Genomic DNA, 13,007 nt, shown 5'->3' on the forward strand with positions numbered 1-13,007 from the left:
GGACAGGGCTCGATTCTGGCAGAAAAGTCGCCCTGTCCGTCATGAGAGGTGTCATTTCCGACGCGCATGTCGCCGGAAATGACGGAGATTTCTTTCCTTCCGTCGTCTGCGGACGACGGAACTCTGCGAGGCTCTTCTCCAGGAGGGGTTTTCAACAGCCTGAGCAGGGGCAGCCTCAAAAATGAGGCTGCCCCTGCAAATCCAGATTTACCTTTTATTACTTCCGATCCAATAGCAGCCTGTGCCGATTACGGTTCCCAAAAACCTTATCTCACGGCTTAGCACTCCGATACACAACGACAAAAAGTAAATTACCGCAAATACAGCGACGGAAATAAGCGCTCTTTTAATGGTATCGTTCATTTTCTGTTCCCCCTCAGATCCTGATTTATCACGCTTTTATACATATGTGTATGTTATCATACAGGTAAATGTTTTTCAATCGTGAAATCGCCGGAGATCTGGCCCGCGCGCAAATCGAGGAAAAGGGAGGCGGGCTTTGCAAGCTTGACGAAGGCCGCCGGGCGTGTTATTTTAAGAGTAAAAACAAGGAGTGGACGCCTGTGAAACGTATTTTGGCCCTGCTGATGACAATTGCAATAACGGTGGGCGCGCTGCCGCCCGCCATGGCCGCCTCCAGCAGCGCTGCCGACGGAAGCGCGGTGGTGCTGCCGGAGGACGTGCCCTCGCCCTGGGCGATTGAAGAGGTCACCCAGGCCATCGTGCTCGGCATGGTCCCTTCCAACCTGCAAAGCCGCTGGCGGCATTCGGTCACCCGCATTGAGTTTGCCCAGATGGTGGTTCACTTCCTGGCGTTCCAGTACGGCTATGACGACGACGGCTCCTTCCTGGGGGTGTACTGCTCCAGCGCGCTGGACCGGGACGGGATGCCCTTCGGCAATTCCAGCAGTTGGTGGAACCAGTTCTGCGGTCAGCTGGAGACCTTCCGCGATCTGGCCAAGCCCGAGGACCGGGGCTACGGCAACGCGGCCTACGCCCTGGGGATCGTCAACGGCCGCGGCGCCGGCACCTTTGACCCCAACGGCCTGATTACCCGGCAGGAGGCCGCCGCGATGCTCATGCGCTGCTACCGGCGCTATGGCGGCGCTTATGACGCGGCGGACCCCTCCGCGGCCATGACCGACTGGAACAGCGTGGCCGACTGGGCGCAGGCGGACGTGGCCGCCGTGCTGGAGCTGGGCGTGATGAACGGCACGTCGGAGACCACGTTTGGAGCCCTGGGCACCTATACCCGGGAACAGGCGGTGGTCACGCTGCTGCGTCTGTACGCCAACGGCCCGGTAAGCCGCAGCAACCGGAATCTGCCCGCCATGTGACCCCTTTACGGATAATCGAACATGTGTTAGAATGGAGGAGAATTCGGTTCTCCTCCAGTCTGCAGTAATAAGGGAGGCTTTTCCATGCCATACCGGCCCTGAGCGGACGAAATACGGCCCCAGACGTTGGACGAGGTGGTGGGACAGCGCCACATCCTGGGGAAAGACGGCCTGCTGCGCCGTATCATCGACAGCGGCAGTATTCCGAACCTGATCTTTTACGGCCCCTCCGGCACGGGGAAGACCACCGTGGCCAATATCATCGCCAAGCGTACCAACCGCCCCCTGCACCGGCTCAACGCGACCACCGCCTCCATCTCGGATATCAAGGACATCATCGGGGACATCGGCACCATGCTGGCCCCCGACGGGGTGCTGCTCTATCTGGACGAGATCCAGTATTTCAACAAGAAGCAGCAGCAGTCCCTGCTGGAATTCATGGAGAACGGGAAGATCACCCTCATCGCGTCCACCACGGAAAATCCCTATTTCTATGTCTATAACGCGGTGCTCTCCCGCGCCTCTGTGTTCGAATTCAAGCCCCTGGAATCCGCCGATGTGCTGCCCGCCGTGGAACGGGGCGTCCGGCTGATGGGGGCGCGGCTGGGGGCGGAGGCGCTCTGTGAGGACGGGGTGCAGCAGCACATCGCCTCCGCCTGCGGCGGGGACGTGCGCAAGGCCATGAACGCGGTGGAGCTGCTGCTGAACTCCGCCCGGCGGGAAGGGGACCGGCTTCTGGTGACCCTGGAGGACGCCCGCATGGCGGCCCAGCGCTCCGCCATGCGGTATGACCGGGCGGGAGACGACCATTATGATATCCTCTCCGCCCTGCAAAAGTCCATCCGCGGCTCTGACCCGGACGCGGCCTGCCATTATCTGGCCCGGCTGCTGGAGGCGGGAGACCTGATCTCCGCCTGCCGGCGGCTGATGGTCATCGCCTGTGAGGATGTGGGCCTGGCGTATCCCCAGATCATCCCCATCGTCAAGGCCTGTGTGGATGCGGCCAATCTGCTGGGCCTGCCCGAAGCCCGGATCCCGCTGGGAGACGCGGCGGTGCTCATGGCCACCGCGCCCAAATCCAATTCCGCCCACATCGCCCTGGACCATGCCATGGCCGACGTGCGCGCGGGCAAGACCGGGGACTACCCCCGGCACCTTCAGAACAGGCACGCCGACTCGGCGGGGCAGGAGCGGGAGCAGGGCTATCGGTACCCCCATGATTTTCCGGGCCACTGGGTCAGCCAGCAGTATCTGCCCGACGCGCTGGCGGGCAAACGGTACTACGAGTACGGAGATAATAAGACCGAGCAGGCCGCCCGGCGGTATTGGGAGGAGATCAAGGGCCGGGAAGGCGGCGGGACGTGAAGCGCACGCTGGGCTTTGGCTACTGCGGCTTGGCCTGCTGCCTGTGCAGCGAGCAGGAGGGGTGCCCCGGCTGCCGCAGCGGGGGCTGTCCGGACAAGGCGTGGTGCAAAAGCTTCCGGTGCGGCCTGGCGCGGGGGCATGCGGGCTGTTGGGAATGCCCGGAGTTTCCCTGCCCGGGCGAAATTCGGGAGAAAACGCGCGTGCGGGCCTTTGTGGAATTCCTCCGGCGGCATGGAGAGACGGCCCTGCTGGACTGCCTGGAGCGTAACGAACGGGCGGGGCTGGTCTACCACTATCCCGGTCGTCTGACCGGCGATTACGACGTGCCGGAGACCGTGGAGGAGATCCTGGAATTGATCGAACGGGGCGCCGGCAATCCGTAGGAGGTGCGCCGCATGCGTCCGGGTGCGGCGGCCGGATCCAAGAATACCCGTAGGGGCGGGGGCTTCCCCCGCTCCTACGGGTATCTGCATTTGGCGCGGCAGGCTGTGGGCGACCCTGTCCCTGCCTGCGCGCAGGGCCCGGATCGGGGCCGGCTCAGGGCGCAAACACTGTTTCCGCGCCTACTTTGCTGCACCCCTCGGGGGCGTACTTCCATTTGCGCAGCGATCCGCTGGTGATGAAATACTCCAGCGGCTCGGGCTTCTCCAGCGGCGGCAGGGCGTCGATCGCCAGCAGCTTGATTTTCATCCGCTCGGGCAGGATAGCCTTCAGATAGACGGAAAAGCGGTCGCCCTCTTTCAGTCCGGGGCGCAGCTCGGCCAGACCGGACAGGTTGGGCGTCAGCTCGACGAAGGCGCCGTAATCCTTGATGCCCCGCACGATGCCGGGCACCGTCATCCCCGGCTGGAAGCGGGCCGCGTTTTCCGCCCAGGTGCCCAGCAGCTCCTTGTGGGTCAGATACACCCGCCCGGCCCGCCGGTCCAGGTCGAGCACGGCGGCGAAGATCGACTGCCCGGGCGAGAAGCGCTCCGCGGGGTGGGGGATGCGGGAGACGGAAATCGCTTCAATCCCGATCATGGAGGTCACGCCGCAGCCGATATCTACGAAGGCGCCGAAGGGCTCCAGGTGGGTGACTACGGCGGGAATCACCTGGCCGGGGGAGAGCTGGGCGAGCATGGCGTCTAGGGCCTTCTGCTGCGCCAGCCGCCGGGACAGCGTCAGGCGCACCGTACCGCCGGTCTCCTCCACGGCGGTGACCACGAAGCAGACCGGCTTGCCGACCCGGGAGAGGATGGCGATCTCACGGGTCGTGCCGTCGGTGATGCCCAGGGCGGCCTCGGCGCGGGGGATGCGGCCCTGATACGGGCCAACCGTCACCAGCAGGTTGTGCTCCGCGTCGCACAGGCGCACCATTCCTTCCAGGATCGTTTCCTCTTCCATGGCCCTGCGCAGGGCGGCGGGGGAGGCGCAGGCAGCCTGATGTTCCGGCAAAGAGAGCAAATGGCCCTCGGGCAAAAAGCGCATCGTCAAGATGACCAATCCTTTCCAGCGTCCATGGGCTTTTTTTCTTGATAGCCCACTATATGCGCAGCGCAGCCTTGAATTGACAGCGGGCGGGCTGGAATTTATAATGATAGAGATACAGGGAAGGGGGGAGCGGTCATGGACATCCATGTGGGCGACATGCTGGAATTGAAAAAGGCGCACCCCTGCGGCAGCCATACCTGGCAGGTGCTGCGGGTGGGGATGGACTTCCGCCTGCGCTGCCAGGGGTGCGGTCATGAGCTGATGATCCCGCGCAGCAAGGCGGAGAAGAGCATCAAAAAATGGATCCGTAATCCGGAAGGAGCACCGCAGGAATGAAGGAATTTTGGAGCAGCCGTATCCGGGGCCTGACCCCGTATACGCCGGGGGAACAGCCCCGGGAGCGGAAATTCATCAAGCTCAATACCAACGAAAACCCCTATCCCCCCTCGCCCATGGCCCTCTCCGCCATCCGGGCGGCGGCGGACGAGCCGCTGCGGCTCTATCCCGACCCGGATTGTACCCAGCTGCGGGAAGTCATGGCGGCCACCTGCGGCCTGAAGCCGTCCCAGGTCTTTGTGGGCAACGGCTCGGACGAGGTGCTGGCCCTCTGCTTTCAGGCCTTTTTTGACCCGGACCGGATCCTTCTCTTTCCCGACGTGACCTACAGCTTTTACCCGGTCTTTGCCGCGCTCTACGGCCTGCAATACCGGCAGGTGCCGTTGGACGAGGGCTTTGGGGTGCCTGTGGAGTCCTTTTTGGCCCCCAACGGCGGGGTAGTGCTTGCAAACCCCAACGCGCCCACGGGCCGGGCCCTCTCTCTGTGTGCCATTCGGCGGATACTGGAGGGCAATCCCGGCGCGGTGGTCCTGGTGGACGAGGCTTATGTGGACTTTGGCGCGGAGTCGGCGGTGGAGCTCATCGACCGCTGTCCGAACCTGGTCGTGGTGCAGACCCTGTCCAAGTCCCGCTCCCTGGCCGGGCTGCGGGTGGGGTTTGCTCTGGCCCAGGAGAACCTGATCGCCGCGCTCAATTGTGTGAAGAATTCCTTCAATTCCTATCCCCTGGACCGGCTTGCCCTGGCGGGGGCGGAAGGCGCCCTGCGGGATCCGGACTATTTCCGCACCACCACCGCTCAGATCATCGCCACCCGTGACCGTACCGCGGCCCGGCTCAAGACACTGGGCTTCGACGTGTGCGAGTCTGCGTCCAATTTCCTTTTCATCGCCCATCCGAAGGCGCCTGCCAAGGCGCTGCTGGATGGCCTGCGGGAGCGGGGCATTCTGGTGCGCTGGTGGGATCAGCCCCGCATCCGGAACCATCTCCGGGTGAGCGTGGGCACCCAGACGGAGATGGACGCCCTGTACGACGCCCTGTCGGAGCTGGTGCGGTGAGGTACGAGGGCAGCATCTACCGCCCGCCCGGAGAACACGGCAGCTATCTGCTGCAGGTCACCGTGGGCTGCTCCCACAACGGCTGCACCTTCTGCGGCATGTATCGGGACAAGCGCTATCATGTGCGCCCTCTGCCGGAGATCTTTGCGGATATCGCCCTGGCCGGGGCTTATTACGGCGGCGTGGAGCGGGTCTTCCTCTGCGATGGGGATGCGGTTGCCATGGACACGGCGGACCTGCTGGCGGTGCTGGAGCGCCTGTACGGCAGCTTCCCGGGGCTGAAGCGGGTCAACGCCTATGCAGGAGCGCGCAGTACCCTGGCGAAAACGGATGGGGAACTGGCCGCCCTGCGGGAGGCGGGCCTGGTGCGGCTCTACCTGGGGGTGGAGAGCGGCAGCGACGCGGTGCTCCGGGCGGTCAACAAAGGGGTGACGGCCCCGGAGATGCTGACGGCCGGACAGCGCCTGGTCAAGGCGGGCTTTGACCTGTGGACCATGGTCCTCATCGGCCTGGCCGGACCGGGGGAGAAGAGCCGCTCCCATGCCCTGGATACGGCGGCGCTGATCAATGCCATGGGCCCACGGCATTTGTCCGCGCTGACCTATCTGCCAACGCCGGGAACGCCGCTGGCCCGTCAGGCGGAGCGGGGGGAATTCCAACTGCTGGATGCCCGGGAGGCACTGGAGGAGACCCGGCTGCTGCTGGAGAGCCTGCAGGTGTCTCCCCTCCATTTTACCAGCGACCACGCCTCCAATTACCTGCCGCTCAAGGGCGGCCTGCCGGAGGAGCGGGAACGGCTGCTGGCGCTCCTGGACGGGGCGCTGGCGGGCAGACAAGACGTCCGGCCGGAATTCTGGCGGGGATTGTGAGGAAAAGACGATGGAGGAGCATCTGCATATTCTCTGGACCAACGCCGATCCGGTGGTATTTGATAAAATGGTGCTGATGTACGCCGTCAACAGCCTGACCCACGGCTGGTGGGAGAAGGTCACCGTTATCCTTTGGGGGGAGAGCGCACGGCTGGCGGTCGAAGATCCGGCAGTGGCCGGGCGCATCCGCCTGGCCCGGGCGCAGGGCGTGGCGTTCTCTGCCTGCGTTTCCTGCGCCCGCGAGCTCGGGGTGGAGGAGCAGCTGCGGGAGATGGGATTGGAGGTCATCCCCTGGGGCGAACCGCTGACCCGCCTCATCCGGTCCCGTGCCCCGCTGCTTACCGTGTAAAGGGAAATCACATTCGCCCAATACCGCGGCAGCAATATGGAAATTCATAAGGAAAAGCAGAAGGTGACAAGCTAAAAGGCTTGTCACCTTCTTTTTGCAGCGCGGCCCGAATCTGACCTTTTTTGAGAGCGGCTTGCCGTATAATGATCTCTGCTGGACGAGACCGCTGCCGCCGTCGCTGGCAAAGATACCGGCGCATGCCGCGTGAGCGGAAGCGAGAGGCAAGGCGCGGGAGCATCGCTCCGCAGGCATACAAAGGAGCGTCGGCCAGACAGGACGAACAGGGGGACGCGCAGAATGACGGTGGTGTATATCGACGCGCTGTTCCTGCTCAACTTTGTCGTGGATTATCTGCTGCTGCTGTGCGCGGGGCGTTTGGCGGGCGAGGTGCTCCACCGGGGGCGGCTGGCATTGGGCGCGGCGCTGGCAGGCGCGTACGCCGCCGCCGTCTTCCTGCCGGGGATGGGCTTTCTGCTCCATCCCCTGTGCAAATTGGCCGCGGCGGTCCTGGCCCTGCTGATCGGTTATGGGGGAAGCCGCCGTCTGCTGCGGGTAACGCTGGTCTTCTTCGCGGTATCCGCAGCCTTTGCCGGCGGGATCCTGGCCCTGGAGCTGTTGGGCGGGAGGGGGCTCACGCTGGAAAACGGCGTATTCTCCTCCGCCATGGACCTGCGCCTCATCCTGCTCTCGGCGGCGGGGTGCTACGTGGTCATCACCCTGCTCTTCCAACGCTCCGCCCGCCACACCGCCGCACGGCAGGAGCTGGTGCCTGCGGTGCTTACCCTGGACGGGCGGCGGGTGGCATTGACGGCCCTGGTGGATACCGGAAACACCCTGACGGACCCGGCTACGGGCCGCCCAGTGATGGTGGCGGAGGGGGAGAAGGTGGCGGGATTGTTTCCCTCCGGGCAGGCGCCGGACGAAGCGGACCTGCGCGACCCGGTGGCGGCGCTGGAACGCTTGTCCCAGGCGGGCTTTCTGGGGCGGTGCCGCCTGCTGCCCTATCAGGCGGTGGGGGTGGAGTGCGGCATGCTGCTCTCTCTGCGGCTGGACGGGGCCAGGGTGGGCCGGGAGGATTACGGAACACTGCTGGTGGCGCTTTCGCCCAACCGCCTGTCCGACGGCGGGGGCTATAGCGCCCTGATCGGTACATAGATCCTGCCGGGACCACGGGAAACGCCCGGCGGGGGGGCCTTCTGCGTCAAACGCGGCGCCGGTGTTCCGCGCCGCCGGGCAGGTCCCCATGGCCTGAACGAGGCGGAAGAAAAAGAATGATTTGGGAGGCTGGATATGAGCGCCTGGCTTTTGCGCTGTTACGTCCGTGTGCAGCAGGCCCTGGCACGGCTGGGGCTGAAGCTGCCGGGAAAGATCATGTACATCGGGGGGAGCGACACCCTTCCGCCGCCCCTGTCCAGAGACGAGGAGTCGGACCTGATCGCACGGCTGGAAGAAGGGGACGAGGCGGTCAAGTCCCAGCTCATCGAGCGCAACCTGCGCCTGGTGGTCTATATCGCCCGGCGGTTCGAAAACACCGGCGTGGGCATCGAGGATCTGATCTCCATCGGCACCATCGGTCTGATCAAGGCGGTGAATACCTATCAGCCTGCCAAGAACATCAAGCTGGCTACCTATGCCTCACGGTGCATCGAAAATGAGATTCTGATGCATCTGCGCAAGATCGTGAACCTGAAGAGCGAGGTCTCCTTTGACGAGCCGCTGAACACCGACTGGGACGGCAACGAGCTGCTGCTGTCCGATATCCTGGGGACGGAAAACGACCTGGTGATGAAGCCGATCGAGGATGACGTGGACCGTAAGCTCCTCTTCGACGCAATGGAGAAGCTGGAAGCACGGGAGAAGCAGATCATCACCATGCGCTTTGGGCTGGACGGCCGGCCGGAGCGGACCCAGAAGGAGGTGGCCGATTCCCTTGGGATCTCGCAATCTTATATCTCGCGCCTGGAAAAGCGCATCATCAACCGTCTCAAGCGAGAGATTTTAAAAATGCTGTGATCCCGGTGCAGGCAAAGCCGGGCGGCGCTGCCGCCCGGCTTTGCTTGTCGAAAAAGGCCTTTGGCCTTTTTCGACAGAGGAATACATGGCGGACAGGGCTCGATTCTGGCAGAAAAGTCGCCCTGTCCGTCATGAGAGGTGTCATTTCCGACGCACGTGTCGCCGGAAATGACGGAACTTCCTTTCCTTCCGTCGTCTGCGGACGACTCAACTCTGCGGGGCTCTTCTCCAGGAGGGGGTTTCGACAGCCTGGCAGGCGGAGGCGTGGAAGCGGAAACCTGCTTCCACGCCTCCGCCTGCGCGCTCCCCCAAACCCTCCAGGGGTTCCGCGCTGCCCGGGTACCATGGCGCACCTGCGGGGCGCAGGCAGACGGCGAGGTAACGTTCAAATCGTTTACGGGACGAGCCCGTCGCTTCCTTTGCGTTGACCGCCCATCTGCGTGATCGGTCACGTACTGCAATGCCGGGTCAGAAGCTGGGCCAGAGTTCGATTGTGCCGCCCGCCTGGACGACGTGGTTATTTCCGGATTCCCAGGTCGTGTCGTTCAGGAGGACCTTGAACGACAGGTTGCCGGAGACGGGGCGCTCCAGGATGAACTGCCACGTAGCGGCGTCGACGTTTTCGCACCTCTGCCCGAAGTCCCAATGGAGCGGCAGGGTGTCGCCGCGGAGCGAAAGGGTGTTGCCGAATCCGGTGTCGTAATGGATGATGACCCTGGTCTGGGTATAGACGGGCTGATGGTATTCGGCCGGGCAGCCGCTGGTCAGCATCATTGCGCGGTTCGGAGGCAGCGTAACCGTGATGCTCCGGCTGTTCGGAACGTCCCCCTCCTGGACTTGAATGACCGAGTCGGTATTTAAAAGGTCGGTGAGCTGGGCACCGGTCGTGAAGCTGGCGCCCCCCGGGTTGAGTGTGATGGTTCTGGTCTGCTCGGAAGCGGAATTGTTGAAGAGACAGATCAATTCATTGCCGTTTTTCTCGTTTCGGCGGCTGAACGCATACACGGGGTCGCCATGAGAGTAATAGAGCTCACGCTGTACGCCTTGCGTAAAAAGGTCGCTGTATTCCCTGCGCAGCCGGTTGAGCCGCCGGAGATACTGAAAGGTGGTCGTATTCTCGCTGAAGCTGCTCATCATCTCACGGTTGTAGTAATTGATGGTGTCCTCCGTATATTTGAAGTCGCCCGCCATATTTTGTTCCGTGCCATAGTACACGACCGGGATACCGCGCACGGCATACTGGAAAGCCAGCGCCAGACGCAGCTTGGCCCAGTTGTCGCCCGCATTCGCAAGGAAACGGGAACGATCATGGTTATCCAGGAAGGTGAAGAGCCGGTTCGTGTCGTTGTACTTATCATCCTGGTCCAGCACCCACTTGACGCCGCCCCACGCTTCGCCCTTGCAAAACACCTTGTTCATCTGGAAGTAGAGCGGAAAGTCGAGCATGCCCCACATATAATTCTGGAATGCGGCATTGGCATCTACCGAGCCGGTAAACGCTTCCCCAAAGCTGGGCTTGCCGGTGTGCTGCTCATAGAGGGCGAGGTACTGCGGCGGAATCTCGATGACCGCATCGACCCGGGAGCCGGCAAAGCCATAGCTGAACCAGCCGCTGTCCGTGTCCGGATTCCAGTAGGCATCCATGAGCGCCTGCCAGCAGTCTGGATTTTCCTGCGCCAGATCGTCCAGGCCGCCAAGACTGTAATTTTGGGCCTCATTGGGGTCGTCAAAATTTACGATGTTGGGGGTGTTGTGATACCAGGCGGGATTGTCGAAGGGGGCCGCCGGTTTGTAATCAGCGGGGGAGTAAGTGGTGGAAGGGTACTCCAGGTAATCCGCGGTATGGTTGAGCTGGGCATCGATGATAATCTTTAGACCGAGATTATCTGCGGCTGCAATAAGCGCCTTGAGTTCCGCTTCCGTACCGAAATGCGAATTGGGGCGGTTGAAGTCTTTGGTATAGTAACCATGATATCCGGCCTCGTCGCCGGAGCGGCTGTACTTCTCGTTCTCCTGGGGGGCGGAGATCCAGATTGCGGTAAAGCCCAGGTCTTTGATGTACTGCAATTTCTGCGTCAGGCCGGCCCAGTCGCCGCCCTGGTAGTAGTGCAGGTCCCCGGGACGGTACTCTTCTCCAAGCGTACCGTTGTTGTTGGGATTCCCGTCAAAGAAACGGTCGGTCAAAAGCATATAAACGGTATCATCTTCGCTTAGGCTGCTGGCAGAATAGCCCACGGATGCGTCACCACCTGAGTCAGAACTTGCTGCGGCTGGGGAAGGCTGGAATAGGGCAAGGCGAGCTGCAAGGGCAAGCGTTACCGTGATCCCGTTTCTCCGCGTCCGCTTCCTTGCCGGCGCCGGCCTTGGCTCGCCGGAGGCGTGTTGTCCCTTGTCCTGTGAGGGTGCTCCAAACAGATACATCGCCCACGCGCGATCCTTGCACGTCATCCCTTGACGGCGCCGGCGGCGATTCCATTGATAATATGCTTCTGCATGAGCAGAAAGAAGAGCACGACCGGGATCGTGGAGACAACAAACCCAGCCATGATAAGATTCCATTGCTGGTTGTACTGACCGTAAAAATACATCTGGCTGAGCGGAATCGTGACGGGCTTTGCAAGGATCAGGTAGGGGAGCAGAAAGTCGTTCCAAATCCAAAGAGCGTTCAAAACGGCGACAGTGGCCAGGATGGGCTTAAGCATGGGCAGGACGACGGAAAAGAACAGACGGACGGTGCCGCAGCCGTCTATCATGGCGGCCTCCTCCAATTCCTTCGGCACGCTGTCCACGAAGCCCTTTATTAAAAAGATGGGGATCGGGCACTGAAGTCCGCAGTAGATCAGGATGAGCCCGTAAATGTGACCGGTAAGGTGCATGCCCTTGGCGGTGGTCAGCAGCGAGATCATGATCGTGTGGAACGGAACAAACATGGACGAGAGGAAGAGCAGCGTCAGGATATCGGCCCAGACGGAGTTCCAGCGGGCCAGCGCGTACCCGGCCAGCGTGCTTACGATCAGGTTCAGGACGATTCCGCCGCCGGTAACCAGGCAGGAATTGAGAAACGCGGTCGGGAAATCGGACGCCTCCAGTACCGTTCGGTAGTTTTCAAGGGTCGGCGCCTGAGGCAGCGTGAGGGCCGAGGCAATGATTTCGCCCTTGTCCTTGAAGGAATTGAGCACGGCGATTAGAACGGGGAAGAAGAACACCAGCGCGATTAAGGCGGTCACGACGGTGATCCCAACGCCGCGCCGCTGGCGGCGCAGGCTCCGCCGGCGCGTATGGAGCGTAGCCACGCGGTTCATGTATCCTTGGCCCCCTTTCGATTCTGGAAGATAGAAAGGACCGCTGTGATGGCGCAGATGATAAGAAATAGGATGACCGATTGGGCGGTCGCATAACCGGTCCGGTTGGCCCGAAATCCGGTGTTGTAGATCTGAAGCGCAATCGTGGTGGTCGCGCCGGCAGGACCGCCGGAGGTCATCGCCATCGGGATATCGAAGGTTTTCAAGCAGGCGGTCACCAGAAGGATCGTATTCATGAAAATAACGGGGGCCAGCAGAGGCAGCTTGATCTTGCGGACAATGTTCCAGGAACTGGCGCCGTCGATCTGTGCGGCTTCGATCAACTCGTGCGGGACGCTTTGCAGCCCGGCGATGTAGATGAGCATATAGTAGCCGGCACACTGCCATACCGCGGTGATCCCCATGGAGATAAGAGCCATATGTTCATTCCCCAGCCAACTGATTTGAAGCGCCTCCGGGATCTGCAGCAGTTCCGCGAAGGACTGGTACACGCCGCCGTAGAGGAAGACCCAGACAAAACTTACGATAATGAGGCTCATTAGGTTGGGAAGAAAGAAAATGGCCCGAAACAGCTTTTTAAAATGGACGTTGCCGTCCAAGAGAAAGGCGAGGCCCAGGGCGGCCAGATTGGCAAGGACCGTAACAAAGAGCGTGTATTTCAGGGTGATCCAAAGCGCGTTCTTAAAATTCGGATTGGAGAGGGCCTCCTGATAATTCTTAAGCCCGATCAAATGCACATCAGGGTTATAGCCATAGGCGTCGGTAAAGGAGAGCCAGAGGCTTTTCAAAAACGGAAAAATAAAAAAGGATACGAAAAAGAGCATCGCAGGAAGGATGAATGCGAAATAAGTAAGGCTGCGCCTGCGTTTTGTACGCTGCATGACCAACGCTCCTTCAAGAAGGCCGGGGCA

Annotated in this window: 13 protein-coding genes; 9 read left to right on the forward strand and 4 right to left on the reverse strand. The window is 61.8% G+C overall.

Annotated elements, in window-relative coordinates:
* Positions 1-563 precede the first annotated feature (563 nt).
* From MR825_RS09295 to MR825_RS09305, 3 genes are all read left to right on the forward strand, one after another.
* Entirely contained in the window at positions 564-1,337 is a 774-nt protein-coding gene (locus tag MR825_RS09295; RefSeq protein ID WP_256176497.1) for an S-layer homology domain-containing protein, read from the forward strand.
* Positions 1,338-1,448: 111 nt separating this feature from the next.
* Positions 1,449-2,702, forward strand: coding sequence for a replication-associated recombination protein A (locus MR825_RS09300; RefSeq protein ID WP_287880392.1), 1,254 nt, complete (start codon positions 1,449-1,451; stop codon positions 2,700-2,702).
* The gene (locus MR825_RS09305) at positions 2,699-3,085 is read left to right on the forward strand and encodes a DUF3795 domain-containing protein (RefSeq protein WP_256176498.1); all 387 of its coding nucleotides are present in this window, start codon (positions 2,699-2,701) and stop codon (positions 3,083-3,085) included. The genes MR825_RS09300 and MR825_RS09305 overlap by 4 nt, the downstream gene beginning before the upstream one ends.
* A 154-nt stretch (positions 3,086-3,239) precedes the next feature.
* Here MR825_RS09305 and MR825_RS09310 read toward each other — a convergent pair whose 3' ends face one another.
* Positions 3,240-4,169, reverse strand: coding sequence for a S1 RNA-binding domain-containing protein (locus MR825_RS09310; RefSeq protein ID WP_287880394.1), 930 nt, complete (start codon positions 4,167-4,169; stop codon positions 3,240-3,242).
* A gap of 138 nt (positions 4,170-4,307) precedes the next feature.
* Here MR825_RS09310 and MR825_RS09315 point away from each other — a divergent pair, with 138 nt between their 5' ends.
* The 6 genes from MR825_RS09315 (at position 4,308) to sigE (ending at position 8,794) form a co-directional block, all read left to right on the forward strand.
* The gene (locus MR825_RS09315; protein ID WP_186907161.1) at positions 4,308-4,508 is read left to right on the forward strand and encodes a DUF951 domain-containing protein; all 201 of its coding nucleotides are present in this window, start codon (positions 4,308-4,310) and stop codon (positions 4,506-4,508) included.
* Positions 4,505-5,563, forward strand: coding sequence for a histidinol-phosphate transaminase (gene hisC, locus MR825_RS09320; protein ID WP_287880350.1), 1,059 nt, complete (start codon positions 4,505-4,507; stop codon positions 5,561-5,563). The genes MR825_RS09315 and hisC overlap by 4 nt, the downstream gene beginning before the upstream one ends.
* Entirely contained in the window at positions 5,560-6,432 is an 873-nt protein-coding gene (locus tag MR825_RS09325) for a radical SAM protein (RefSeq protein ID WP_186907163.1), read from the forward strand. The genes hisC and MR825_RS09325 overlap by 4 nt, the downstream gene beginning before the upstream one ends.
* Positions 6,433-6,442: 10 nt before the next feature.
* Complete coding sequence (locus MR825_RS09330; RefSeq protein WP_186907164.1) at positions 6,443-6,781, forward strand: DsrE family protein; 339 nt, start codon at positions 6,443-6,445, stop codon at positions 6,779-6,781.
* A gap of 297 nt (positions 6,782-7,078) precedes the next feature.
* Positions 7,079-7,936 (forward strand): sigma-E processing peptidase SpoIIGA, encoded by an 858-nt coding sequence (locus MR825_RS09335; RefSeq protein WP_186907165.1) that lies wholly within the window; start codon positions 7,079-7,081, stop codon positions 7,934-7,936.
* Between the two features lie 135 nt (positions 7,937-8,071).
* Positions 8,072-8,794 (forward strand): RNA polymerase sporulation sigma factor SigE, encoded by a 723-nt coding sequence (gene sigE / locus MR825_RS09340; protein ID WP_186907166.1) that lies wholly within the window; start codon positions 8,072-8,074, stop codon positions 8,792-8,794.
* Between the two features lie 468 nt (positions 8,795-9,262).
* Here sigE and MR825_RS09345 read toward each other — a convergent pair whose 3' ends face one another.
* From MR825_RS09345 to MR825_RS09355, 3 genes are all read right to left on the reverse strand, one after another.
* Positions 9,263-11,029, reverse strand: a complete 1,767-nt coding sequence (locus MR825_RS09345; RefSeq protein ID WP_256176501.1) for an alpha-amylase family glycosyl hydrolase — start codon at positions 11,027-11,029, stop codon at positions 9,263-9,265.
* Positions 11,030-11,238: 209 nt separating this feature from the next.
* Positions 11,239-12,096 (reverse strand): carbohydrate ABC transporter permease, encoded by an 858-nt coding sequence (locus MR825_RS09350; protein ID WP_287880353.1) that lies wholly within the window; start codon positions 12,094-12,096, stop codon positions 11,239-11,241.
* Positions 12,093-12,977, reverse strand: a complete 885-nt coding sequence (locus MR825_RS09355) for a carbohydrate ABC transporter permease (RefSeq protein WP_256176503.1) — start codon at positions 12,975-12,977, stop codon at positions 12,093-12,095. Before MR825_RS09355 ends, MR825_RS09350 begins: the two co-directional genes overlap by 4 nt.
* Between the last annotated feature and the right edge of the window lie 30 nt (positions 12,978-13,007).

This window comes from Lawsonibacter sp. (assembly GCF_022777125.1).
GTDB lineage: Bacteria > Bacillota > Clostridia > Oscillospirales > Oscillospiraceae > Lawsonibacter_A > Lawsonibacter_A hominis.